Source organism: Serratia sp. CY31944, from assembly GCF_052169175.1.
Classification (GTDB): Bacteria; Pseudomonadota; Gammaproteobacteria; order Enterobacterales; family Enterobacteriaceae; genus Serratia; species Serratia sarumanii.
Genome location: NZ_JBJNLG010000016.1, coordinates 112,578 through 136,794, shown reverse-complemented (window position 1 = coordinate 136,794; position 24,217 = coordinate 112,578). Strand labels below are relative to the sequence as shown.

General features: G+C 59.0%; 19 protein-coding genes. 17 read left to right on the top strand and 2 right to left on the bottom strand.

Annotated features, from left to right (window positions below):
• Positions 1–22: 22 nt before the first annotated feature.
• The 7 genes from aroA to lpxK all read left to right on the top strand — a co-directional run bounded on the left by aroA (position 23) and on the right by lpxK (position 9,774).
• The gene (aroA, locus tag ACJ8IN_RS17230) at positions 23–1,309 is read left to right on the top strand and encodes a 3-phosphoshikimate 1-carboxyvinyltransferase (RefSeq protein WP_033637854.1); all 1,287 of its coding nucleotides are present in this window, start codon (positions 23–25) and stop codon (positions 1,307–1,309) included.
• A 259-nt stretch (positions 1,310–1,568) separates the two neighbouring features.
• The gene (gene cmk, locus ACJ8IN_RS17225; protein WP_004928270.1) at positions 1,569–2,258 is read left to right on the top strand and encodes a (d)CMP kinase; all 690 of its coding nucleotides are present in this window, start codon (positions 1,569–1,571) and stop codon (positions 2,256–2,258) included.
• 184 nt (positions 2,259–2,442) lie between these two features.
• Positions 2,443–4,116 (top strand): 30S ribosomal protein S1, encoded by a 1,674-nt coding sequence (gene rpsA, locus ACJ8IN_RS17220; protein WP_004928267.1) that lies wholly within the window; start codon positions 2,443–2,445, stop codon positions 4,114–4,116.
• Positions 4,117–4,178: 62 nt separating this feature from the next.
• The gene (gene ihfB / locus ACJ8IN_RS17215) at positions 4,179–4,463 is read left to right on the top strand and encodes an integration host factor subunit beta (protein WP_004928264.1); all 285 of its coding nucleotides are present in this window, start codon (positions 4,179–4,181) and stop codon (positions 4,461–4,463) included.
• A gap of 270 nt (positions 4,464–4,733) precedes the next feature.
• Complete coding sequence (locus tag ACJ8IN_RS17210) at positions 4,734–7,010, top strand: ComEC family protein (protein WP_373275761.1); 2,277 nt, start codon at positions 4,734–4,736, stop codon at positions 7,008–7,010.
• 35 nt (positions 7,011–7,045) lie between these two features.
• Positions 7,046–8,794 carry a lipid A ABC transporter ATP-binding protein/permease MsbA gene (gene msbA / locus ACJ8IN_RS17205; protein ID WP_308325574.1) on the top strand — a complete coding sequence of 583 codons (1,749 nt, stop codon included), beginning with the start codon at positions 7,046–7,048 and terminating at the stop codon, positions 8,792–8,794.
• Positions 8,794–9,774, top strand: a complete 981-nt coding sequence (gene lpxK, locus ACJ8IN_RS17200) for a tetraacyldisaccharide 4'-kinase (protein WP_308325575.1) — start codon at positions 8,794–8,796, stop codon at positions 9,772–9,774. Before msbA ends, lpxK begins: the two co-directional genes overlap by 1 nt.
• 2 nt (positions 9,775–9,776) lie before the next feature.
• Here the strand turns inward: lpxK and hglS are convergent, their stop codons facing one another.
• Positions 9,777–11,183, bottom strand: coding sequence for a 2-oxoadipate dioxygenase/decarboxylase HglS (gene hglS / locus ACJ8IN_RS17195; RefSeq protein ID WP_033637856.1), 1,407 nt, complete (start codon positions 11,181–11,183; stop codon positions 9,777–9,779).
• A 525-nt stretch (positions 11,184–11,708) separates the two neighbouring features.
• Here hglS and cspE point away from each other — a divergent pair.
• The 6 genes from cspE to ACJ8IN_RS17165 all read left to right on the top strand — a co-directional run bounded on the left by cspE (position 11,709) and on the right by ACJ8IN_RS17165 (position 15,972).
• Positions 11,709–11,918: a transcription antiterminator/RNA stability regulator CspE gene (cspE, locus tag ACJ8IN_RS17190; protein WP_019454537.1), complete on the top strand. Its 210-nt coding sequence runs from the start codon at positions 11,709–11,711 to the stop codon at positions 11,916–11,918.
• Between the two features lie 221 nt (positions 11,919–12,139).
• The gene (locus tag ACJ8IN_RS17185) at positions 12,140–12,361 is read left to right on the top strand and encodes a cold-shock protein (RefSeq protein WP_004928241.1); all 222 of its coding nucleotides are present in this window, start codon (positions 12,140–12,142) and stop codon (positions 12,359–12,361) included.
• A gap of 113 nt (positions 12,362–12,474) precedes the next feature.
• The gene (locus tag ACJ8IN_RS17180) at positions 12,475–13,701 is read left to right on the top strand and encodes a winged helix-turn-helix domain-containing protein (protein WP_197846669.1); all 1,227 of its coding nucleotides are present in this window, start codon (positions 12,475–12,477) and stop codon (positions 13,699–13,701) included.
• A gap of 296 nt (positions 13,702–13,997) precedes the next feature.
• A complete protein-coding gene (locus ACJ8IN_RS17175) occupies positions 13,998–14,180 on the top strand; it encodes a Trm112 family protein (protein ID WP_004928237.1) in 183 nt (60 codons plus the stop codon).
• Complete coding sequence (gene kdsB / locus ACJ8IN_RS17170) at positions 14,177–14,926, top strand: 3-deoxy-manno-octulosonate cytidylyltransferase (RefSeq protein ID WP_004928235.1); 750 nt, start codon at positions 14,177–14,179, stop codon at positions 14,924–14,926. The genes ACJ8IN_RS17175 and kdsB overlap by 4 nt, the downstream gene beginning before the upstream one ends.
• A gap of 149 nt (positions 14,927–15,075) precedes the next feature.
• Complete coding sequence (locus ACJ8IN_RS17165) at positions 15,076–15,972, top strand: YcbJ family phosphotransferase (protein ID WP_308325576.1); 897 nt, start codon at positions 15,076–15,078, stop codon at positions 15,970–15,972.
• Positions 15,973–15,979: 7 nt separating this feature from the next.
• On the opposite strand, the gene elyC is transcribed toward ACJ8IN_RS17165, so the two are convergent.
• Positions 15,980–16,753 (bottom strand): envelope biogenesis factor ElyC, encoded by a 774-nt coding sequence (gene elyC / locus ACJ8IN_RS17160; RefSeq protein WP_033654239.1) that lies wholly within the window; start codon positions 16,751–16,753, stop codon positions 15,980–15,982.
• Between the two features lie 152 nt (positions 16,754–16,905).
• Between elyC and cmoM the strand changes: the two genes are divergently transcribed.
• Genes cmoM through mukB form a run of 4 tightly spaced genes read left to right on the top strand, consistent with a single transcriptional unit; the run spans position 16,906 to position 24,164 of the window.
• The gene (cmoM, locus tag ACJ8IN_RS17155) at positions 16,906–17,691 is read left to right on the top strand and encodes a tRNA uridine 5-oxyacetic acid(34) methyltransferase CmoM (RefSeq protein ID WP_033646604.1); all 786 of its coding nucleotides are present in this window, start codon (positions 16,906–16,908) and stop codon (positions 17,689–17,691) included.
• Positions 17,688–19,010, top strand: coding sequence for a chromosome partition protein MukF (mukF, locus tag ACJ8IN_RS17150; RefSeq protein ID WP_004928228.1), 1,323 nt, complete (start codon positions 17,688–17,690; stop codon positions 19,008–19,010). Before cmoM ends, mukF begins: the two co-directional genes overlap by 4 nt.
• Positions 18,991–19,719 (top strand): chromosome partition protein MukE, encoded by a 729-nt coding sequence (gene mukE, locus ACJ8IN_RS17145; protein WP_033637863.1) that lies wholly within the window; start codon positions 18,991–18,993, stop codon positions 19,717–19,719. Before mukF ends, mukE begins: the two co-directional genes overlap by 20 nt.
• Entirely contained in the window at positions 19,716–24,164 is a 4,449-nt protein-coding gene (mukB, locus tag ACJ8IN_RS17140; protein WP_060451443.1) for a chromosome partition protein MukB, read from the top strand. The genes mukE and mukB overlap by 4 nt, the downstream gene beginning before the upstream one ends.
• Positions 24,165–24,217: the final 53 nt, after the last annotated feature.

Genomic DNA, 24,217 nt, shown 5'->3' with positions numbered 1-24,217 from the left:
AGAATTGGAGAGTTTTGTTCACATGGTGGATTCCCTGACGTTACAACCGGTCGCCCTGGTCAATGGCACCGTCAACTTACCCGGCTCGAAGAGCGTTTCTAACCGCGCTCTGCTGCTGGCGGCGCTGGCGAAAGGCACGACCCGGCTGACCAACCTGCTGGACAGCGACGACGTGCGTCATATGCTGAACGCGCTGCAGGCGTTGGGCGTGAACTACCAGCTTTCCGCCGATCGCACCCTGTGCGAAGTGACCGGCGTGGCCGGCCCGCTGGTGGCCGAACGGCCGCTGGAACTGTTCCTCGGCAATGCCGGGACGGCGATGCGCCCATTGGCGGCGGCGCTGTGCCTCGGCGAAGGCGACGTGGTGCTGACCGGCGAACCGCGCATGAAAGAGCGCCCGATCGGCCATCTGGTGGACGCGCTGCGCCAGGGCGGGGCGCAGATTGATTACCTCGAGCAGACCGATTACCCGCCGATCCGCCTGCGTGGCGGCTTCCAGGGCGGCGACGTCACCGTTGACGGCAGCGTCTCCAGCCAGTTCCTGACCGCGTTGCTGATGACTGCGCCGCTGGCGCCGCAGGATACGCAGATCCACATCAAGGGCGAGCTGGTTTCCAAGCCGTACATCGACATCACGCTGCATCTGATGCGCACCTTCGGCGTATCGGTGAGCCACGACAACTATCGGGTGTTCCATATCCAAGGGCGCCAGACGTATATCGCGCCGGGCGATTACCTGGTTGAGGGCGACGCGTCTTCCGCTTCTTACTTCCTGGCGGCGGCGGCTATCAAGGGCGGCACCGTGCGCGTGACCGGCATCGGCCGCAAAAGCGTGCAGGGCGACACCAGGTTTGCCGACGTGCTGGAGAAAATGGGCGCGCGTATTACCTGGGGCGACGATTTCATCGAGTGCAGCCGCGGTGAACTGCGCGGCATCGACATGGACATGAACCACATTCCGGACGCGGCGATGACCATCGCCACCGCGGCGCTGTTCGCCGAGGGGCCGACCACCATCCGCAATATCTACAACTGGCGGGTGAAGGAGACCGACCGTTTGGCGGCGATGGCCACCGAGCTGCGTAAAGTGGGGGCGGAAGTGGACGAAGGGGAAGACTACATTCACGTCGTGCCGCCGGCCAAACTGCAGTTCGCCGAGATCGGCACCTACAACGATCACCGCATGGCGATGTGTTTCTCGCTGGTGGCGCTGTCGGATACACCGGTTACCATTCTCGATCCGAAATGCACCGCGAAAACCTTCCCGGACTATTTCGAACAGTTGGCCCGCATCAGCCAGCCGGCGTAACCCGTCAAATCGTTTATTTTAAGGCCCCTTTGTGGGCCTTTATCGTTTTTAACCTTTGGCGGCCGGCATTTCTTCTATACTTTTTCGCGGTTGTGCGCTTATTTTCAACAACCGGACAGTTCCAGGGTAACAGATCGCCGTAGGGCAGCGTATAATACGCCACCGTATTTGCCCCTGATTGGGCAGGTGACAGAGCGCACGGGCTTCGAGTCGAAGCACGCCGTGTCTCTGTGAGGTTTTCTACCTGAAGGAGAGAGAAATGACGGCTACAGCCCCGGTGATAACCGTTGATGGACCAAGTGGCGCAGGCAAAGGCACGCTGTGTAAAGCGTTGGCCGAGTCTCTGGGTTGGCGTTTGCTGGACTCCGGCGCGATCTATCGCGTGCTGGCGCTGGCAGCGTTGCATCATCAGGTGGATATCACTTCTGAGGAAGCGCTGGTTCCGCTGGCCGCACATCTCGATGTTCGCTTCGTTGCCCAGGACGGCAAGCTGCAGGTGATTTTGGAAGGTGAGGACGTCAGCAATGAGATCCGCACCGAAACCGTCGGCAACACCGCGTCGCAAGCGGCGGCGTTTCCGCGCGTGCGCGAGGCGCTGCTGCGCCGCCAGCGCGCATTCCGCGAGGCGCCCGGCCTGATTGCCGATGGCCGCGACATGGGCACGGTGGTGTTTCCGGACGCGCCGGTCAAGATTTTCCTCGACGCCAGCTCGGAGGAGCGCGCGCACCGCCGCATGCTGCAGTTGCAGGAGAAGGGCTTTAATGTTAACTTTGAACGTCTTTTAGCCGAGATAAAGGAACGGGACGACCGTGACCGTAATCGGCCTATCGCGCCTCTGGTGCCCGCTTCTGACGCCCTCGTGCTGGATTCTACCAGCATGTCGATCGAAGAAGTGATCAGGCAGGCGTTGACGTATGCACAGAAAGTGTTGGCGTTGCCGCAGCAATAAGCGCGGCGGCGCTATTGGCTTTTTGTCATATTTGTCATAGCGGTATCGCAATATATCGGGTAAAATTTTACCCCTGTAACCTTAAACCCTGTCGGCATGGAGCCAATGGCGGGGTATGTGAAACAACCCCATTCGGCGGGACGCTAAATGGACGTTAAACTAAAGAACCCTGAAGATTAACAACATGACTGAATCTTTCGCTCAACTCTTTGAAGAATCCTTAAAAGAAATCGAAACCCGCCCGGGTTCCATCGTTCGTGGCGTCGTTGTTGCTATCGACAAAGATATCGTACTGGTTGACGCCGGTCTGAAATCTGAGTCTGCCATCCCGGCTGAGCAATTCAAAAACGCCCAGGGCGAGCTGGAAATCCAGGTTGGTGACGAAGTTGACGTTGCTCTGGATGCTGTTGAAGACGGCTTCGGTGAAACCCTGCTGTCCCGTGAGAAAGCTAAGCGTCACGAAGCTTGGATCACGCTGGAAAAAGCTTACGAAGAAGCTGAGACTGTAACCGGTGTTATCAACGGCAAAGTGAAGGGTGGCTTCACCGTCGAGCTGAACGGCATCCGCGCGTTCCTGCCAGGTTCCCTGGTTGACGTGCGTCCGGTACGTGACACTCTGCACCTGGAAGGCAAAGAGCTTGAGTTCAAAGTCATCAAGCTGGATCAGAAGCGCAACAACGTTGTCGTTTCTCGCCGTGCGGTTATCGAATCCGAGAACAGCGCTGAGCGCGATCAACTGCTGGAAAACCTGCAGGAAGGCATGGAAGTTAAAGGTATCGTTAAGAACCTCACTGACTACGGTGCATTCGTTGATCTGGGCGGCGTAGACGGCCTGCTGCACATCACTGACATGGCTTGGAAACGCGTTAAGCACCCAAGCGAAATCGTCAACGTTGGCGATGAAATCACTGTTAAAGTGCTGAAGTTCGACCGCGAGCGTACTCGTGTATCCCTGGGCCTGAAACAGCTGGGCGAAGATCCATGGGTTGCTATCGCGAAACGTTACCCAGAAGGCACCAAGCTGACTGGTCGTGTAACCAACCTGACTGATTACGGCTGCTTCGTAGAAATCGAAGAAGGCGTTGAAGGTCTGGTACACGTTTCTGAAATGGATTGGACCAACAAAAACATCCATCCGTCCAAAGTTGTTAACGTGGGCGACGTAGTGGAAGTGATGGTTCTGGACATCGATGAAGAACGTCGTCGTATCTCCCTGGGCCTGAAGCAGTGCAAATCCAACCCATGGCAGCAGTTCGCAGAAACCCACAACAAGGGCGACCGCGTTGAAGGTAAAATCAAGTCTATCACTGACTTCGGTATCTTCATCGGCCTGGACGGCGGCATCGACGGCCTGGTTCACCTGTCTGACATCTCCTGGAACGTTGCAGGCGAAGAAGCAGTTCGTGAATACAAGAAAGGCGACGAAATCGCAGCGGTTGTTCTGCAAGTTGACGCAGAGCGCGAGCGTATCTCCCTGGGCGTGAAGCAGCTGGCTGAAGACCCGTTCAATAACTACCTGTCTATGAACAAGAAAGGTGCTATTGTTACTGGTAAAGTCACTGCAGTTGACGCCAAAGGTGCTACAGTTGAATTGGCAGGCGGCGTAGAAGGTTACCTGCGTGCATCTGAAGCCTCTCGCGACCGCATTGAAGATGCAACTCTGGTTCTGAACGTAGGTGACGAAGTTGAAGCCAAATTCACCGGCGTTGACCGTAAGAACCGCGTTGTAAGCCTGTCCGTACGTGCTAAGGACGAAGCTGACGAGAAAGACGCCATCGCAACTGTTAACAACAAACAGGAAGAAGGCAACTTCTCTAACGCAATGGCTGAAGCTTTCAAAGCGGCTAAAGGCGAGTAATGACGGGGGGCGGTCTCTGACCGCCCCGATACGGTAGTTTAGCTGCAAAGCTTGGAGGTACTATGACCAAGTCTGAACTTATTGAAAGACTTGCTGGCCAGCAATCTCATATTCCGGCGAAGGCCGTTGAGGATGCAGTGAAAGAGATGCTTGAGCACATGGCCGCAACGCTGGCCGAGGGCGAACGCATTGAGATCCGCGGATTCGGCAGTTTTTCTCTTCACTACCGTGCCCCGCGTGTAGGCCGCAACCCTAAAACCGGCGACAAAGTCGAGCTGGACGGCAAGTACGTTCCTCACTTCAAACCAGGCAAAGAGTTGCGTGATCGCGCCAATATCTATGGCTAGTCGCTGACTGCCCATAGCGTTGTTGCTTGTAAAGAATATAAAACGGTGCCTTTAAGGCGCCGTTTTTTTTCGCCTGCAATTCCCCGAGCTCTGCTTGTGAATTGCGTACCGCGCCGCATTTGCGGTGTGGCGGCTGCATATGCCTCTCTTATCCTGCCGTGCTCGCCGCATCCTCACTAAAGCCCGCTGGCGGCGACATGTCGCTTGAATAATCCTGCTTGCTCTTCGTGACGCATTTTTGCTCATGGTGAAGCCGATGGGAGAAGAACGATCAAAATTTCGCTGGATCTGGTGATATTCGCCGTTATCTGCGGCATCCTGCCGCTGCTGCTTTTACCGCAGTTGCCAGAGCAATGGTTGCTGTGGCCGATGCTGCTGGTCGCCGGTTTACTGTTGCGCACCCGTTGGCCGTTCTGCCGTTATTTGGCCTGCCTGGGATTGGGATTCATATGGGCAGTTTTCAACGCCGGAAGCCTGCTCGGGCAAATGGATCGCTTAAGCCGCGTGCCGGAAGTGACGGCGGTGGTGCAGATAAGCAGCGTCGCACTGGAGCCTGCCGTCAGTAAGCAGACCCTGATGCGCATCGAGCGGGTCGACGGCCATTGGCTGGCGCCTGCGCTGGCGTTTACCACGACATGGGCTTCGAAAGAGCAACGGCTGTGTGCCGGGCAGCGTTGGCAATTGAAACTGCGCATGCGGCCGGTGCATGGCAAGCTCAATGAAGGAGGCTTCGACAGCCAGCGTTGGGCGATCGCACAGCGCCAGCCGTTGACCGCTCAGGTCAGGCAGGCGCGCTTGCTGGAGGAGAATTGCGGCCTGCGCCAGCGCATTATCAGCCATGCTGAAGCCAACATTGGTGAATTGCGTTACAAGGCGGTGTTGCTGGCGTTGGCGTTTGGGGAAAGAACCGCGCTCGAACAGGCTTTGCGCACGCTGATGTTGAAAACCGGTATCGCTCATCTGATGGCCATATCGGGGTTACATGTTGCGATGGTCGCCATTTTGTTCTGGGCAGTGCTGCGCGCGCTGCAGTTTTTCCTCCCCGCCCATCTGATTGGTTATCGCTTTCCGTTGATCGCGGGCTGGGTGGCGACGCTGATCTATGTTTGGTTGGTGGGCGCCCAGCCGCCGGCGGTGCGTACCGCGTTGGCGATGACGCTGTGGATGCTGCTGCGTTTGCGCGGCGTGCATTGCTCTTCATGGCAAGTGTGGCTGTGGTGCATCGGGCTTATTTTGCTGTGCGATCCGTTGGCGGTCTTGTCAGACAGTTTCTGGTTGTCGGTACTGGCGGTGGGGTGCCTGATTTTTTGGTTCGAGTGGGCACCGCTCGGCGAGCGATTTCGTTCGGCGTGGTATTGGGCTCCGGTGCGCTGGCTGCATATTCAGCTAGGCATGACGTTGCTGTTGGTGCCGATGCAGGCCGCGCTGTTTCTGGGCCTGACGTTGACCTCGCTGCCGGCCAATCTCTGGGCGGTGCCCATCGTCTCATTGGTGACGGTGCCGTTGATTTTGCTGGCGTTGATTTGCGGCATCTTCCCCTCGCTAAGTTACGGGCTTTGGTGGTTGGCGGATTTCACGTTGGGATGGGTGTTTGTGCCGTTAAATTATCTGCAGCGCGGTTGGGTGGATTTGGGGGCCGCCTCGTTGCTTGCCAGCGCGTCGGGATGGCTTCTCGTTATCTGTTGGCGCTTTCATTGGTGGTGGCGCTATGCGCCTGGACTGGCAGCGATAGCCATATGCTGCGTGTTATGGCGAGGTAAAGCACCGGATTACCATTGGCGCGTCGACATGCTCGATGTCGGGCACGGCCTGGCGGTGGTGATCGAGCAAAACGGCAAGGGGATACTGTACGACACCGGCGATCGTTGGGCGACAGGCAGTGCCGCAGAACGGCATATATTGCCGATGCTGAACTGGCGGGGCATTGAGCTGGAGCAGATCATTATCAGCCATATTCATCTCGATCATATCGGCGGGCTCCCGACGATGCGGCGAGCGTTCCCGCAAGCTACCGTGCGCAGCCCGATACGCGGGGAAGGGCATTTACCCTGCATCGCCGGCGAGCGTTGGCGCTGGCAGTCGTTGCAATTCGAGGTGCTGTGGCCGCCGAAAATGCTCAAAAGGCCGGTTAATGACGACTCTTGTGTGATCCGTATCGACGACGGGAAATACAGTCTGCTGCTCACCGGCGATGCGGAAAAGAGGGCGGAGGCGCAGCTGCTCCGATTGCGGCGCGACCGCTTAACGGCCACGGTATTGCAGGTGGGGCACCATGGCAGCAAAACTTCCTCAACACCGCCTTTTTTGCGCGCGGTTAATCCCGAAGCTGCGCTGGCGTCCGCATCTCGTTACGGTAAATGGCGTTTGCCGGCGCGTAAAGTGGTCGCCCGATATCGGGCAAATGGCATTACATGGCACGATACGACGCGCTCCGGCCAGTTGTCGGTGCTTTTTTTCGACAACGATTGGCAAATTAAAGGCTTTCGCGAACAATTAATGCCCCGTTGGTACCATCAGCGGTTTGGCGTAGAGGGCGATAATGAGTAAAATAGGCCGCTATTTCTTCCGATGCTGGTATTTGCATGATGAATGATAAAGATCTCTCGACCTGGCAGACGTTCCGTCGACTCTGGCCGATGATCACTCCTTTTAAGACCGGGCTGATTGTGGCCGCCATTGCGTTGATTATGAACGCAGCGGGGGACACGCTGATGCTGTCTCTGCTTAAACCGTTATTGGACGATGGGTTTGGAAAAACCGACAGCAGCGTGCTGGTGTGGATGCCGCTGGCGGTGATTGCGCTGATGCTGATGCGCGGCGTGACCAGCTTTGTTTCAAGCTACTGCATTTCCTGGGTTTCCGGCATGGTGGTGATGCAGATGCGCCGCCGCCTGTTTGGCCACATGATGAGAATGCCGGTGGCCTTCTTCGATCAGCAATCCACCGGGACGTTGTTGTCGCGCATTACCTATGATTCCGAGCAGGTGGCGTCTTCTTCTTCCAGCGCGCTGGTGACAGTGGTGCGCGAAGGGGCCTCGATCATTGGCCTGTTCATCATGATGTTCTACTACAGCTGGCAGCTGTCGGTGATCCTGATCGTGCTGGCGCCGATCGTCTCCATCGCCATTCGCCTGGTGTCCAAGCGTTTTCGCAACATCAGCAAGAACATGCAGAACACCATGGGGCAGGTGACCACCAGCGCCGAACAGATGCTGAAAGGCCATAAAGAAGTGCTGATCTTCGGTGGCCAGCAGGTGGAAACCGAGCGCTTTAACTCGGTGAGCAACCGCATGCGTCAACAGGGCATGAAACTGGTCTCTGCGTCTTCCATTTCCGATCCGATCATTCAGCTGATCGCTTCGCTGGCCCTGGCGTTCGTGCTGTTTGCCGCCAGCTTCCCGAGCGTGATGGAAACACTGACCGCCGGCACCATTACCGTGGTGTTCTCGTCAATGATCGCGCTGATGCGTCCGCTGAAGTCGCTGACCAACGTCAATGCCCAGTTCCAGCGTGGGATGGCGGCCTGCCAGACGCTGTTCTCCATCTTGGATATGGAACAGGAAAAAGACACCGGCACCCGCGAAGTGAAGCGTGCGAAAGGCGACATCGAATTCCGCAACGTCACCTTCTACTATCCGGCTAAAGAAACGCCGGCGCTACGTGATATCAACCTGAAAATCGCCGAAGGCAAGACTGTGGCGTTGGTGGGCCGCTCGGGTTCGGGTAAATCCACCATCGCCAACCTGCTGACGCGCTTCTACGATATTCAGGATGGCGAAATCCTGATGGATGGCCACGATCTACGTGAATATACCCTGGCCTCACTGCGTAATCAGGTGGCGCTGGTCTCGCAAAACGTGCACCTGTTCAACGATACCATCGCCAACAACATCGCCTATGCGCGCGAGAGCGAATACAGCCGCGAGCAGATTGAGAAAGCGGCCGAAATGGCGTACGCGATGGACTTCATCAACAAGATGGAAAACGGCCTGGATACGGTGATCGGTGAAAACGGCGTGATGCTGTCCGGCGGCCAACGTCAGCGCATCGCCATCGCGCGTGCTTTGCTGCGCGATTGCCCGATCCTGATCCTGGATGAGGCGACTTCTGCGCTGGATACCGAATCCGAGCGTGCCATTCAGGCCGCACTGGACGAGCTGCAGAAAGACCGTACTTCGCTGGTGATCGCACACCGTCTGTCGACGATTGAGAAGGCGGACGAGATCCTGGTGGTGGAGGACGGTCGCATCGTCGAACGCGGCGAGCACGCCGAGTTGCTTGAACGGCAGGGCGCCTATGCGCAACTGCACCGCATGCAGTTTGGTCAATAATGATTGAGCGCATTTGGTCCGGCGGTTCGCTGCTTTATCTGGCGCTGTTACCGCTCTCCTGGCTGTATGGCCTGTTCAGCTGGCTGATCCGCCTCAGCTACCGCTGTGGCCTGCGCAAAAGCTGGCGTTCGCCGGTGCCGGTGGTGGTGGTGGGCAACCTCACCGCCGGCGGCAACGGCAAAACGCCGATGGTGATCTGGCTGGTGGAACACCTGCAGCAGCGGGGCTATCGCGTTGGTGTGGTGTCACGCGGTTACGGCGGTAAGTCGGCGGTCTATCCCCTGGTGCTCAATCAGAATACCTCGACCCGCGAGGCGGGCGATGAGCCGGTGCTGATTTATCAGCGGACCGGTGCGCCTGTGGCGATCGCGCCCAAGCGAGCAGAGGCGGTGCAGGCCTTGCTGCAACAACAGCCGCTGGATGCGATCGTCACCGACGATGGCTTGCAGCACTATGCTTTACAGCGTGACTTCGAGCTGGTGGTCATCGACGGCGTGCGTCGCTTCGGCAACGGCTGGTGGTTGCCGGCCGGGCCGATGCGCGAGCGTGCTGCGCGGCTTGGCAGTGTCAATGCGCGCGTCGCCAATGGCGGCGTGGCGCAGGTCGGGGAAATTGCCATGCGCCTGCAGGCGCGTGATGCGGTGAACCTGCTGAGCGGTGAACGTCGCCCGGCGGCCGAGCTGCCGCGCGTGGTAGCGATGGCGGGCATCGGCCATCCGCCGCGTTTCTTCGCGACGTTGGAAAAACTGAACGTCGAGGTGGTGCAGGAAGTGGCGTTTGCCGATCATCAGGAATATCAGCAGGCGCAGCTGGCGGCGCTGGTTGCTGCCGATCAAACGCTGTTGATGACGGAGAAGGACGCGGTGAAATGTCGCGCCTTTGCCCAGCCCAATTGGTGGTATTTGCCGGTTGATGCGGTGCTACCGTCCGCTCAGGCTGAGCAACTGCTGCAGGATATCGAATCTCTGCTGACCAAGTAACCTCAGGATGTCAGCGTGGCAAGCCCCAGGGCTTGCGCGCAGGCTTCCAGCGAACGCTGCTGGGTTTGCTGATACAGCGCCAGCTCGTCGATCACCTCACTGCCCAACGCTTGTTCAAACGCTGCCCGGCTGGAAGCGGCGTTGTACTGCGCGTGGCGGCTGTCCCCCAGATTCGACTGGAAAATCCCCGCGGCGCTGACCGGCAGAAAATCTTCATACACCAGCGGCTGGAAGCGAACGTGTTCTTTCTCGATCAGTTGCTCCAGAGTGCTGTGCTTATCCAGCGACTCTTTGGCCGCCAGGCCGCATTCGGTCGGGAAATAGCGGAACCAGGCCAGCTGTTGCTCGCGCAGCGTGGCGTAATCATCCGGAAACGCCCGGAAGTTTTCCTCCAGCAGTTGATAGTAGCGCTCGGCATTCTTCTCGCTCGGCGGCCCCTGCAGCGCATCGTTGGTGGCCTGCAGCAGACGGTCGTAGAGTTCTCGTCCTTTCGTCGTCAGCGCCACACCGCGCTGTTCGATCTCGCCGAAGCGCGCGGTATGGTGGCCGGCGACGGCACGGCCGTCATGCTCAACGAAATCGACGCGTTCTTCCAACGCCTTGAAGCTGGTTTGGCGCAGCAGGATCGCGCGACGGCGGCGCGGCGGGCCCTCGATGACCGCCTTGGGCGTAATGCCGCGGCCGGGCATCGCCTGCTGAACGCGATCGATATCCAGCGTGCGCGGTGTCAGATGGTTGATATGCGGCCCTTTAAACGCCACCACGTCGGCGATCAGGCGATGCTGATCGTGCAGCTGCCGGTATTCTTCGGCGCTGACCGTCGCCTGGTTGTGCCAGCGGAAGGTTTCCAGCGCTTGTTCGACAAATTCTTGCGCCTGCACTTCATTCAGCCCGCCTTGCGCTTCCTGCAGCGCGATCAGTTCCAGCGCGCGATCGGTAAAGATGCGGCGGCGCGCCAGCAAGCGCTCGGCCAGCGCACGCAGCGCGGGATCTTCTATCAGTTCCAGGCGCAGCAGGGAGGTGAACACGCGGAAAGGGCTGATCTGCAGCGCGTCTTCGTGTACGGCGCGAAAAGCGGTGGAGTGCACCGGAACGCCCGCCACCGACAGGTCATAGTAACCGACCGGCGCCATGCCCATCACCCGGAACAGGCGGCGCAGGGTGGCCAGCTCGTCCGCGGTGCCGACCCGGATGGCGCCGTGGCGCTCCATCGCCAGGCGTTCTATCTCGCCGGTAATTTGCAGTTGATGAGCCAGTGCGGCATCTTCGCGCAGAACCTGTCGGTTGGTTTCCGCCACCAGCTCCAGCAGATCGCCGTACAGCGGCACCTCCTTTTGATACATGTCCGACATCGCGTGAGAGAATCTGGCGCGGATTTCATTAGGTGAAACGAACTGCTGGGCGGTCATGCGCATAGCTCCTTGATTCAGCATAATCTGAAAAATCGTGTTTTTAGCGGCAAAAGTGCTGGCGAAAAAGCCGTCTGCCTTGTTTTCCCCTCAAGTTTAGCTATCTGGTTTGGGATTTGTTATAGACGTGGCAAGCATATTAGAGTTTTATGCGTCAGCTCTCATTTGCAGCGCACAGACGGGCAAAAGATGCCCTGGCGAGCGGAGAGACGCGGTGGTTCGGCCGCGGCGACCATTAAATTAAGTCATGCATATTCAGGGAGATAAAAATAAATTCGGCTTATTTATGAATTTAAGGCAATAAACCTCTTGTGCATTCAGCAGTTTTATGAGTAAATGCAAGTCGGCCTGTAATCCAGACCTATTTATGTTCGAGTTTAGAGTTAAGCAGTTCCTCCAAAAACGTTATCATCCGATTCCGCTTCAAAGACGAACCTTCTAAGTACCTCCCATAAGTAATGTTTCTGAAACGGCCCCAATTGCCTCTTATGGCAGGTTTTGTAAATATATTTAAAGGTAAATGTAATGTCTAAGAAGACTGGTCAGGTTAAGTGGTTCAACGAAAGCAAAGGTTTTGGTTTCATTGAGCAGAACGACGGCGGCAAAGATGTATTCGTACACTTCTCCGCAATCATGACCGACGGTTTCAAGACCCTGGCTGAAGGCCAGCGCGTCGAGTACACCATCCAGGACAGCCCGCGCGGGCCGGCTGCCGCCAACGTAGTTGCTCTGTAAGAATACAGGGAACGCGTATAAGAGATCTTAATACAACCATGGTGATGCGTCAGCGCTGAGTCATGCGGAAGATATTAAGTTCAACAAGCCCGCCTTAGTGCGGGTTTTTTATTTTTTGCTCACGAGAGGTTTGTTACGAAAAACTTTAGGATGGGCTGGTAGCGTCCAGACAATATAAAAAATGACGTTGTCAAGGATGCTCAAGTAAAAGGATATAAGTTATGTTTAAAAATACTGTGTTAAAAATGGGCCGCGTGAAATGGTTTAATCAGGCCGAAGGCTATGGTTTTATTTCACCGGTAGATGGCAGCGACGAAATCTATGTCAATCGCAACGCTATCGCCAACACCAAAAATAAGTCGTTGAACGAAGGTCAGAACGTCGAGTTCTCGATCTATCGCAGCTCACATGGGCTGTCCGCGGCAGACGTTATCGCGTTCTGATCGCATCCACCTTCCTCGCCAGTGCCGGTGTCGCCACCCGCATGCACTGGCGAAGATAAATCCCTCGATATCCACTATTATCAGGCCATTGCCTACTTGCCACGGATATCAGGATGACCACCCCGATAATTTCCCTTACCGCCGCTCGCGCGTTGCACCTTGCCGCCCAGGGGCTGCTTTCTCCGCTTAAACGCCAGGCTCGGCCCGACGACGTCGTGAACGCGATCCAGCGCATGGGGCTGTTACAAATCGATACCATTAGCGTCGTCGCCCGCAGCCCGTATCTGGTGCTGTTCAGCCGTTTGGGGGCCTATCAACCGGAATGGCTGGAGCAGGCGCTCGCCGGCCGCAAGCTGTTCGAGTATTGGGCGCACGAAGCCTGTTTCCTGCCGATCGAGGATTTTGGTCTGCTGCGGCATCGCATGCTGGCGCCGCATGATATGGGCTGGAAATATTCCGCCGACTGGGTGCAGCAGCACCAGGCGGCGATGGACAACCTGCTGCGGCACATCGAACAACAGGGGCCGGTGCGCTCCGCCGATTTCAGCGCCGAGAAGAAAGGCAACAGCGGATGGTGGGACTGGAAACCGGAGAAACGGCATCTGGAGATCCTGTTTACCGCCGGCAAGCTGATGGTGGCCGAGCGTCGCAACTTCCACCGGGTTTACGATCTGACCGAAAGGCTACTGCCGGCCTGGGACGATGCGCGTCATGCGCTGCCTGCGGAGCGGGCGCGCCGGCAAATGTTGCATCGCACCTGCCGCTATCTGGGCATTTTCCGCGCCGAATGGTTGGCGGATTACTATCGGCTGAAACGCGTGGCGCCAAAAACTTTGTTGGCAGAGCTGCAGGATCAGGGGGAGATTTCGCCGGTGCGGGTAGAGGGGCTGGAAGGGCAGTTCTATGTGCATGGCTCACTGACGGAACTGCTGCCGCAGGCGGAACAGGGCAAGCTGAAATCGACGGTCACCAGCCTGCTGTCGCCGTTTGATCCGGTGGTTTGGGATCGCCGCCGGGCGCTCGAGCTGTTCAACTTTGACTATCGGCTGGAGTGCTATACGCCGAAAGAAAAACGCCGCTATGGCTACTTCACCTTGCCGGTGCTGCATCGGGGTGAACTGGTGGGGCGCATTGACGCCAAGGCGCACCGCCGCCAGGGGGTGTTCGAGATCATCAGCTTTCATGCGGAGCCGCGGGTGCGCTTTGGCAAACGGCGGGCCCAGGATATTCGGCAGGCCATCGCGCGTACGGCCAAATGGCACGGCGCGCAACGCGTCGCGCTGGGCGACATTCCGGCGGCGTTGGCCGCTGAATGGGGTGCCGGCTGGGAAGTGGGATAACGAGCGACGCCGTCGGTGGGGTAAAACGAAGTTCAGCGCCGCTCGTTACAAAGGGGCTCAGTGGCTGAAGTTAGCGAACAGAGCGATGATTTTATGCAGACGTTTGATCACGTATCACGGCCTTTTTGTGATTTGTATCACAAAATTCTACGCCGGGATGCGCCGCAGTTCAAGCTGTTGCGCCGGCGCGCTGAGGAAATATCGGTGGGTTGGCGCCGCCGGTGATTAACCTGAGGCCGGGCGTTATGCTATCCTCACTGCCTTTCCCAGATGACCAATCCCCTAGCGGAGGATGCATGGACCACCGTTTACTCGAAATCGTTGCCTGCCCGGTATGCAACGGCAAACTCTATTTCAATAAAGAAAACCAGGAACTGGTGTGCAAAGCGGACGGGTTGGCTTACCCGCTGCGCGATGGCATTCCGGTGCTGTTGGAAAATGAAGCGCGTGCGCTGTCGCTGGATGAGAAGCACGCATGAGTTTTATCGCTATTATTCCCGCCCGCTACGCCTCAACCCGTTTGCCGGGCAAACCGCTGGCCGATATTCACGGCAAGCCGATGGTGGTGCACGTGATGGAGCGCGCCCGCGAGTCCGGCGCCAGCCGCGTCATCGTGGCGACCGATCACCCTGAAGTCGCCAAAGCGGTGGAAGCCGCTGGCGGCGAAGTGTGTATGACCAGCCCGGATCACCATTCCGGCACCGAGCGTCTGGCGGAAGTGATCGCGCACTACGGCTTTGCCGACGATCAGATTATCGTTAACGTGCAGGGCGACGAACCGCTGATCCCACCGGTGATCGTGCGTCAGGTGGCGGAGAACCTGGCGGGCAGCCAGGCCGGTATGGCGACGCTGGCGGTGCCGATCGAGAGCGCCGAAGAGGCTTTCAACCCCAACGCGGTGAAGGTCGTGATGGACGCTCAGGGCTACGCGCTCTATTTCTCACGCGCCACCATTCCGTGGGATCGCGAGCGTTTCGCCGCGTCGAAAGAGAGCATCGGCGACAGCCTGCTGCGTCATATCGGCATCTACGCGTACCGCGCCGGCTTTGTGCGCCGCTACGTCAGCTGGGCGCCGAGCCAGCTGGAGCAGATCGAGCTGTTGGAACAGCTGCGCGTGCTGTGGTACGGTGAAAAAATCCACGTGGCGGTCGCGAAAGCGATCCCGAGCGTGGGGGTCGATACGCCGGAAGATCTCCAGCGCGTGCGCGACAGCATTCAACCCTGAGCCTGAGTTCGTCGGCGCGGCGCGCAACGCGCCGACGATGTAATACCCTCCATTATTGATCCCCGTTTTGTTGATCTGCGTTGAAGAATTTTTCCGCTCACCGTTCGATGATGTTACGCATCCCCCTATTAGCCTGAGGTGAATGCCTTATGGAGCAGTTACGCGCCGAACTGAGCATTGTGCTGGGTGAGTCCATCAGCCGGCTGGAGCGGGTGAGCGAGCAGCCTTATGCGCATATGTATTCGCTGTATGATCGGCAGGGCAACGCGATCCCGCTGATGGCGAAAAGCTTTATCTGTCAGGGTATCGCCCAGCAGGAGGCGTACAAGCTGTCAATGCTGGCGCGCGACGGGGATATTCGCCTGCCTACGGTGTACGGCGTGGTGTGTACCCACCAGGCGCCGTACAAGGAAATCCTGCTGATCGAGCGCCTGCGCGGCGTGTCGGCTGAAGCGCCGACGCGTTCGCCGGATCGCTGGAATATGCTGATGGAGCAGATCGTTGACGGGATATTGGCCTGGCACCGCATCGACAGCCACGGCAGCGTCGGCAGCGTTGACAGCACGCAGGAGAACGACTGGTTTTGCTGGTATCAACAGCGGGTCGAAGTGCTGTGGGCGACGGCGGTCAATCTCACCACCCCGCAGCTGACCATGGCGGATCGCCGTTTGCTGTACCGCACGCGCGAAGCGCTGACCCATTTTTTCGTCGGCTTCGACGATCCTTGCGTTCTGGTGCACGGCAACCTGTCGCTGCGCAGCATGCTGAAAGATCCCAAAAGCGATCAACTGCTGGCGATGCTCAATCCCGGCGTGGTGCTGTGGGCGCCACGCGAATACGATCTTTTCCGCCTGTGCGAGGCGGGTATGCCCAGCCAACTGCTGTTCAGCTATCTGCGGCGCGCGCCGGTCGCCGACGCTTTTCTGGCGCGGCGCTGGCTGTACGTGGTGTGGGAAGCGGTGGGGCGTTTGATCCATACCGGCAAGCTGGAGCGGCGGCCGTTCGACTATGCGTCGCAACAGCTGCTGCCCTGGCTGGCCGGTTGAACGGGCCTTACTCGGCGCCAGCGCGGTCCGCGCCTTTCAGCCATTGCCACAGGCTGCCCAGCGTTTCATACCAGGCGCGCTCGGTATGGCCGAGGAACATTGACGACGGCGTGGCGCGATCCCAGATATTCAGCGGCGAGTCGATCGCCAACTGGTTGGCCGGCGCCGGGATCGGGTGCAGGCCCTTGGCCTTGAAGAAACGCATGGCGCGCGGCAGATGGTTGGCGGAGGTGACCAGAATGAAGGGTTGCTCGCCGACCAACTTGGCGACCTGAGCGGCCTCTTGCTCGGTATCGCGCGGTTCCCCCAGGATCACCATATCACTGCGTGGCACGCCCAGGCTTTCGGCCACCAGCGCCGCCGTGGCGGCGTTGCTTTGCATGCGTCCGGCGGACGCGCCGGTAAACACCATCCTGGCACCGGGATGCGCAAGATAAAGCCGCACGCCTTCCGTCACGCGCGGCAGACTGTTGCCGAGCAGGTTCGAGCTGGGCGCCCAATCGGGATTGTAGGTATAGCCCCCGCCCAATACCACGATGTAGCTGACCGGATCGTTGCCGCGATAAGTCTGGTATTCGGCTTCGATCGGCCGCAGCAGCCGGTCGGCCACCGGTTGCAGGCTGAAAAGCAGTAAAAACAGCCAGCTCAGCGTGAAAATCGTCTTACCGCTTTTTTGCCAGCGGGTGAACCACAGCAGCAGCAGCGCCAGCCCCATCAGCAGCATCAACAGCGGCAGCGGCATCAGCAGGGCGCCAAAGAACTTTTTCAGGTTGAACAGCATCGAAAATCAGATCCTTTTGGGTGAAAAAGCGGCATCCAGGCATAAACGGGCCGCAAGAAGATACATTCTAAGCCAGTCTGTGCCAAAATAGCAGGTTTGAATGGGCGTGCGCTTTGCCGCCGACAAGAATGAGATCAGCGGAGCCGTTGTCCATGCAGGATCGCAATTTTGACGATATTGCTGAAAAATTTGCGCGTAATATTTACGGCACCACGAAAGGAAAAATCCGCCAGGCGGTGGTTTGGCAGGATCTGACCGGGCTGCTGGCGCAGTTGCCGCAGCGGCCGCTGCGCATCCTCGACGCCGGGGGCGGTGAAGGCCATATGGCCTGCCAACTGGCAGAATTAGGACATCAGGTGTTGTTGTGCGATCTTTCTGGTGAGATGATCCAGCGCGCCGCGCAGCTGGCGGAGCAGAAAGGTGTGAGCCAGAACATGCAATTCGTACAAAGTTCTGCGCAGGATATCGCTCAACATTTGGAACAGCCGGTTGATCTGATATTGTTTCATGCAGTGCTTGAATGGATCGCCGAGCCCGAAGCGGCGCTGCGGGCGTTGTATGACTGCCTGACGCCGGGCGGTGCGCTGTCGCTGATGTTCTTCAACGCCAACGGCCTCTTGATGCGCAACGTGGTGTTGGGTAATTTCCAACTGGTGGATCCCGAGGTCAGGCGGCGCCGCAAGCGTTCGCTGTCGCCGCAATATCCGCACGATCCGCTATTGGTCTACGGTTGGCTGGAACAGCTGGGCATGCGCATCAGCGGCAAAACCGGGGTGCGGGTGTTCCACGACTATCTGCAGAGCAGACAGCTGCAAACACAAAAATTTGAAGAGTTACTGGCGCTTGAACAGCACTATTGCCGGCAGGAGCCGTACGTGAGTTTGGGGCGCTATATTCACGTCATGGCGCATAAACCAAACCTGAAGGACGAACTATGAGTGAATTTTCCCAGACAGTACCCGAACTGGTCGCCTGGGCACGGAAAAATGATTTCTCTATTTCGCTCCCTACTGAGCGTCTCGCATTTTTGCTCGCCATCGCCACCCTGAACGGCGAACGGCTGGACGGCGAGATGAGCGAAGGTGAGCTGGTTGATGCATTTCGCCATGTCAGTAAGGGTTTTGAACAGACGCATGAAACGGTGGCGATGCGCGCCAACAATGCGATCAACGACATGGTGCGCCAGCGCCTGTTGAACCGCTTTACCAGCGAACTGGCGGACGGTAACGCGATTTACCGCCTCACGCCGCTGGGCATCGGCATTACCGATTACTATATTCGCCAACGCGAATTCTCCACGCTGCGTCTGTCGATGCAGCTGTCGATCGTGGCGCAGGAGCTCAAGCGCGCCGCCGACGCCGCCGACGAGGGCGGCGACGATTTCCATTGGCACCGCAACGTGTTCGCGCCGTTGAAATATTCGGTGGCGGAAATCTTCGACAGCATCGACATGACCCAACGCGTGATGGACGAGCAGCAGCAGAGCGTGAAAAACGACATCGCGGCGCTGCTGAGCAAAGACTGGCGGGCGGCGATCTCCAGCTGCGAGATGCTGCTGTCGGAAACCTCGGGCACCCTGCGCGAGCTGCAGGATACGCTGGATGCGGCGGGCGACAAGCTGCAGGCCAACCTGCTGCGTATCCAGGACGCCACCCTCGGCAACGTGGAGCTGGGCTTCGTCGACAAGCTGGTGTTCGATCTGCAAAGCAAGCTGGATCGCATCATCAGCTGGGGCCAGCAGGCGATTGACCTGTGGATCGGCTACGATCGCCACGTGCATAAATTTATCCGTACCGCTATCGATATGGATAAAAACCGCGTGTTCGCCCAACGCCTGCGCCAATCGGTGCAAACCTATTTCGACCACCCGTGGGCGCTGACCCATGCCAATGCCGATCGTCTGCTGGATATGCGCGACGAAGAACTGGCGCTGCGCAGCGAGGAAGTGACGGGGGAACTGCCGCCGGATCTGGAGTTCGAAGAGTTCAGCGAAATTCGCGAACAGCTGGCGGCGATGATCGAAGAGGCGCTGAAGGTGTATCAGGAACAGCAGATGCCGCTCAACCTTGCAGCGGTGATGCGCGATTATCTGGCGCAATATCCGCGTGCGCGTCATTTCGACGTGGCACGTTTAGTGGTCGACCAGGCAGTGCGCCTCGGTGTGGCTGAAGCAGATTTCTCAGGGTTGCCGGCGGAATGGCAGGCAATCAATGATTACGGAGCCAAGGTCCAGGCCCATGTCATCGACAAATATTGAACAAGTAATGCCAGTCAAGCTGGCCAAGGCACTGTCCAACTCGCTGTTCCCGGCGCTGGACAGCCAACTGCGCGCGGGTCGTCACATCGGTATCGATGAGCTGGACAACCATGCCTTTTTAATGGATTTCCAGGATGAGCTGGAAGAATTTTACACCCGTTACAGCGTCGAGCTGATTCGGGCGCCGGAAGGTTTCTTCTATTTGCGCCCGCGCTCTACCACGCTGATCCCGCGCTCGGTGCTGTCCGAGCTGGATATGATGGTGGGTAAGATCTTGTGCTACCTGTACCTCAGCCCCGAGCGCCTGGCGCACGAAGGCATTTTCAGCCATCAGGAGCTGTACGACGAGTTGCTGAGCCTGGCCGATGAGAACAAGCTGCTGAAGTTCGTCAACCAGCGCTCCACCGGTTCAGATCTCGATCGGCAGAAGCTGCACGAAAAGGTGCGCACCTCGCTGAACCGCCTGCGCCGCCTTGGCATGGTCTACTTCATGGGCAATGACAGCAGCAAGTTCCGCATTACCGAGGCGGTGTTCCGCTTCGGCGCCGACGTGCGCAGCGGCGACGATCCGCGTGAAGCGCAGCTGCGCATGATTCGCGACGGCGAGGCGATGCCGGTTGAAACCAGCCTGTCGCTGAACGATGAGAATGAGGCTGAGGATCAGCAGGTTGATAACGCTCCTGACGGTGCAGAGGATGAACAGGAATGATTGAACGCGGTAAATTTCGCTCGCTGACGCTGGTTAACTGGAACGGCTTCTTTGCCCGCACCTTTGATCTGGATGAGCTGGTGACCACGCTGTCCGGCGGTAACGGGGCAGGGAAATCCACCACCATGGCGGCTTTCGTCACCGCACTGATCCCCGATCTGACGCTGCTGCACTTCCGTAACACCACCGAAGCGGGCGCCACCAGCGGTTCGCGCGATAAAGGCCTGCACGGTAAGCTGCGCGCCGGCGTGTGTTACTCCACCCTCGACGTCGTCAACTCGCGCCATCAGCGCGTGGTGGTCGGCGTGCGTCTGCAGCAGGTGGCGGGGCGCGATCGCAAGGTCGACATCAAACCGTTCACCATTCAGGGCCTGCCGACCGCGGTGCAGCCGACCGAGCTGCTGACCCAGACCGTGGGTGAGCGCCAGGCGCGCGTGCTGTCGCTGCAGGAACTGAAGGATCGCGTGGAAGAGATGGAGGGCGTGCAGTTCAAGCAGTTCAACTCCATCACCGATTACCACTCGCTGATGTTCGATCTGGGCGTGATCCCGAAACGCCTGCGTTCATCCGCCGATCGCAGCAAATTCTACCGTCTGATTGAAGCGTCGCTGTACGGCGGTATCTCAAGCGCTATCACCCGCTCGCTGCGCGATTACCTGCTGCCGGAAAACAGCGGCGTGCGCAAGGCGTTCCAGGATATGGAAGCGGCGCTGCGCGAAAACCGCATGACGCTGGAAGCGATCCGCGTCACCCAGTCGGATCGCGATCTGTTCAAGCATCTGATCTCCGAGGCCACTTCCTATGTGGCGGCAGACTATATGCGCCACGCCAACGAACGCCGCATCCATCTGGACGGTGCGCTGGCGCTGCGCAGCGATCTGTTGGGCAGCCGCAAGCAACTGGCCGCCGAACAGTATCGCCATGTGGAAATGGCGCGTGAGCTGAGCGAACAGAGCGGGGCCGAATCCGATCTGGAAACCGATTACCAGGCCGCCAGCGACCACCTGAATCTGGTGCAGACGGCGATGCGTCAGCAGGAGAAGATCGAACGCTATGAAGCCGATCTGGAAGAGCTGACCTACCGTCTGGAAGAGCAGAACGAAGTGGTGGCCGAGGCCAGCGAGCAACAGGCCGAAAACGAAGCGCGCGCCGAAGCGGCCGAGCTGGAAGTGGATGAGCTGAAGAGCCAGCTGGCCGACTACCAGCAGGCGCTCGACGTGCAGCAGACCCGCGCCATTCAGTATCAGCAGGCGCTGCAGGCGCTGGAGCGCGCACGCGCGCTGTGCCAACTGCCGGATCTGACCGCAGACAACGCCGAACAGTGGCTGGATACCTTCCAGGCCCGCGAGCAGGAGGCGACCGAAGCGCTGCTGATGCTGGAACAGAAGCTGAGCGTGGCCGACGCCGCGCACGGCCAGTTCGAACAGGCCTATCAGTTGGTGGGTAAAATCGCCGGCCAGGTCAGCCGCAGCGAAGCCTGGCAGTGCGCGCGCGAATTGCTGCGCGACTGGCCTTCGCAGCAGCACCTCGCCGAGCGCGTTCAGCCGCTGCGCCTGCGCCTGAGCGAACTGGAACAGCGCCTGCGCTCGCAGCAGGACGCCGAGCGCCTGCTGCAAGAGTTTTGCAAACGCCATGGCCAAGAGTACCAGCCGGACGATCTCGACATGCTGCAGCAGGAGCTGGAAGAGCGCCTGGAAGCGCTGTCGCAGAACGTCAGCGAAGCTGGCGAGCGCCGCATGGAGATGCGCCAGGAGCTGGAGCAGATCCAGCAGCGCATCCGTGAGCTGACGGCGCGCGCGCCGGTGTGGCTGGCGGCGCAGGACGCTCTGAGCCAGCTCAGCGATCAGAGCGGAGAGCCGCTGGAAAACAGCCAGCAGGTGACCGAATACATGCAGCAGCTGCTGGAGCGCGAGCGTGAAACCACCGTCGAGCGCGACGAAGTGGCGGCCCGCAAACGTGAAGTGGAAGCGCAGATCGAACGTCTCAGCCAGCCGGGCGGCGCGGAAGATCAACGCCTGGTCACGCTGGCCGAACGTTTCGGCGGCGTGCTGCTGTCGGAAATTTACGATGACGTCACCATCGACGACGCGCCTTACTTCTCAGCGCTGTACGGCCCTTCGCGCCACGCCATCGTGGTGCCGGATCTGTCGCTGGTGCGCGAGATGCTGGAAGGGCTGGAAGATTGCCCGGAAGATCTCTACCTGATCGAAGGGGATCCGCAGTCGTTCGATGACAGCGTATTCGCCGTCGAAGAGCAGGAAAAAGCGGTGGTGGTGAAAATCGCCGATCGCCAGTGGCGTTACTCCCGCTACCCGGAAGTGCCGTTGTTCGGCCGCGCGGCGCGCGAAAACCGCCTGGAAGTGCTGCATGCCGAGCGTGAAACGCTGGCGGAGCGCTATGCCACGCTGTCGTTCGACGTGCAGAAAACCCAGCGCTCGCACCAGGCTTTCAGCCGCTTTATCGGCACCCATCTGGCGGTGGCGTTCGACGCCGACCCGGAAGCGGAGATCCGCAGCCTGAACGCCCGCCGTGGCGAAATCGAACGCGCGCTGAACAATCACGAAGCGCAGAACCAGCAGCAGCGTCAGCAGTACGATCAGGCCAAAGAGGGTATTTCCGCGCTCAACCGCCTGATGCCGCTGGTGTCGTTGCTGAACGATGAAACGTTGCAGGACCGCGTCGACGAAATGCGCGAAGAGCTGGAAGAAGCGCAGGACGCCGCGCGTCATATTCAGCAGCACGGCGTGTCGCTGGCCAAGCTGGAGCCGCTGCTGTCGGTGCTGCAGAGCGATCCGCAGCAGCATGAACAGCTGCAGCAGGATTACGCGCAGGCGCAAAGCGTGCAGCGTCAGGCGAAACAGCAGGCGTTCGCGCTAACTGAGGTGGTGCAGCGTCGTGCGCACTTCAGCTACACCGACTCTGCCGGCATGCAGAATGCCAACAACGATCTGAACGACAAGCTGCGCCAGCGTCTGGAGCAGGCGGAAGCCGAACGCGCCCGCGCCCGTGAGCAACTGCGCCAGTATCAAACCCAGTTCACCCAGTACAGTCAGGTGCTGGCTTCGCTGAAAAGCTCGTACGACGCCAAGCGCGACATGCTGAAAGAGCTGAGCCAGGAGCTGGTGGACATCGGCGTGCAGGCCGACGCCAATGCCGAAGCGCGCGCCCGCGCGCGTCGCGACGAACTGCATGCGGCGCTGAGCAACAACCGCGCTCGCCGCAATCAGCTGGAAAAACAGCTGACCTTCTGCGAAGCCGAAATGGACGGCCTGCAGAAGAAACTGCGCAAGCTGGAACGCGATTATCATCAGCTGCGCGAGCAGGTGGTGACCGCCAAGGCGGGCTGGTGCGCGGTGATGCGCCTGGTGAAAGACAACGGCGTGGAACGCCGCCTGCACCGCCGTGAGCTGGCGTATATGGATGGCGACGAGCTGCGCTCGATGTCGGATAAGGCGCTCGGCGCGCTGCGTCTGGCGGTGGCGGATAACGAACACCTGCGCGACGTGCTGCGTCTGTCGGAAGATCCGAAGCGGCCGGAGCGTAAGATTCAGTTCTATATCGCGGTGTACCAGCACCTGCGCGAGCGCATCCGTCAGGACATCATCCGCACCGACGATCCGGTCGAGGCCATCGAACAGATGGAAATCGAGCTGGGCCGTCTGACCGAAGAGCTGACCGCGCGCGAGCAGAAGCTGGCGATCAGTTCGAAAAGCGTGGCCAACATCATTCGCAAAACCATTCAGCGCGAACAGAACCGCATTCGCATGCTGAACCAGGGGCTGCAGGCCGTTTCCTTCGGCCAGGTGAAGAGCGTGCGGCTGAACGTCAATGTGCGCGAAGCGCACGCCACTCTGCTGGACGTGCTCTCCGAGCAGCAGGAACAGCATCAGGATCTGTTCAACAGCAACCGCCTGACCTTCTCCGAAGCGTTGGCCAAACTGTATCAGCGCCTGAATCCGCAGATCGACATGGGGCAGCGCACGCCACAGACCATCGGCGAGGAGTTGCTGGACTACCGCAACTACCTGGAGATGGAAGTGGAGGTATACCGTGGCTCCGACGGCTGGCTGCGTGCGGAAAGCGGCGCGTTGTCTACCGGTGAAGCCATCGGTACCGGGATGTCAATCCTGGTGATGGTGGTGCAGAGCTGGGAAGAAGAATCCCGTCGCCTGCGCGGCAAAGACATCTCGCCGTGCCGCCTGCTGTTCCTCGATGAAGCGGCGCGTCTGGATGCCAAGTCGATCGCTACGCTGTTCGAACTGTGCGACCGTCTGGAGATGCAGCTGATCATCGCGGCGCCGGAAAACATCAGCCCGGAGAAGGGCACCACCTATAAACTGGTGCGTAAGGTGTTCCAGAACCACGAGCATGTGCACGTGGTGGGGCTGCGCGGTTTCGCCGGCGAGCCGCCGGCGCTGGGTGCTGCGGCGGTTGAAACGCCGTAAGGCAGAAAAACGCCCTAAAAATCCGAAAATAGCCGCCGCAGGGTGGCTATTTT

What these genes read in the sequence shown, in the direction of transcription:
- aroA (WP_033637854.1), top strand. Translation starts at nt 23, where the DNA reads ATGGTGGATTCCCTGACGTTACAACCGGTCGCCCTGGTCAATGGCACC.
- cmk (WP_004928270.1), top strand. Translation starts at nt 1,569, where the DNA reads ATGACGGCTACAGCCCCGGTGATAACCGTTGATGGACCAAGTGGCGCA.
- rpsA (WP_004928267.1), top strand. Translation starts at nt 2,443, where the DNA reads ATGACTGAATCTTTCGCTCAACTCTTTGAAGAATCCTTAAAAGAAATC.
- ihfB (WP_004928264.1), top strand. Translation starts at nt 4,179, where the DNA reads ATGACCAAGTCTGAACTTATTGAAAGACTTGCTGGCCAGCAATCTCAT.
- msbA (WP_308325574.1), top strand. Translation starts at nt 7,046, where the DNA reads ATGATGAATGATAAAGATCTCTCGACCTGGCAGACGTTCCGTCGACTC.
- lpxK (WP_308325575.1), top strand. Translation starts at nt 8,794, where the DNA reads ATGATTGAGCGCATTTGGTCCGGCGGTTCGCTGCTTTATCTGGCGCTG.
- hglS (WP_033637856.1), bottom strand. Translation starts at nt 11,183, where the DNA reads ATGACCGCCCAGCAGTTCGTTTCACCTAATGAAATCCGCGCCAGATTC.
- cspE (WP_019454537.1), top strand. Translation starts at nt 11,709, where the DNA reads ATGTCTAAGAAGACTGGTCAGGTTAAGTGGTTCAACGAAAGCAAAGGT.
- ACJ8IN_RS17185 (WP_004928241.1), top strand. Translation starts at nt 12,140, where the DNA reads ATGTTTAAAAATACTGTGTTAAAAATGGGCCGCGTGAAATGGTTTAAT.
- ACJ8IN_RS17180 (WP_197846669.1), top strand. Translation starts at nt 12,475, where the DNA reads ATGACCACCCCGATAATTTCCCTTACCGCCGCTCGCGCGTTGCACCTT.
- ACJ8IN_RS17175 (WP_004928237.1), top strand. Translation starts at nt 13,998, where the DNA reads ATGGACCACCGTTTACTCGAAATCGTTGCCTGCCCGGTATGCAACGGC.
- kdsB (WP_004928235.1), top strand. Translation starts at nt 14,177, where the DNA reads ATGAGTTTTATCGCTATTATTCCCGCCCGCTACGCCTCAACCCGTTTG.
- ACJ8IN_RS17165 (WP_308325576.1), top strand. Translation starts at nt 15,076, where the DNA reads ATGGAGCAGTTACGCGCCGAACTGAGCATTGTGCTGGGTGAGTCCATC.
- elyC (WP_033654239.1), bottom strand. Translation starts at nt 16,753, where the DNA reads ATGCTGTTCAACCTGAAAAAGTTCTTTGGCGCCCTGCTGATGCCGCTG.
- cmoM (WP_033646604.1), top strand. Translation starts at nt 16,906, where the DNA reads ATGCAGGATCGCAATTTTGACGATATTGCTGAAAAATTTGCGCGTAAT.
- mukF (WP_004928228.1), top strand. Translation starts at nt 17,688, where the DNA reads ATGAGTGAATTTTCCCAGACAGTACCCGAACTGGTCGCCTGGGCACGG.
- mukE (WP_033637863.1), top strand. Translation starts at nt 18,991, where the DNA reads ATGTCATCGACAAATATTGAACAAGTAATGCCAGTCAAGCTGGCCAAG.
- mukB (WP_060451443.1), top strand. Translation starts at nt 19,716, where the DNA reads ATGATTGAACGCGGTAAATTTCGCTCGCTGACGCTGGTTAACTGGAAC.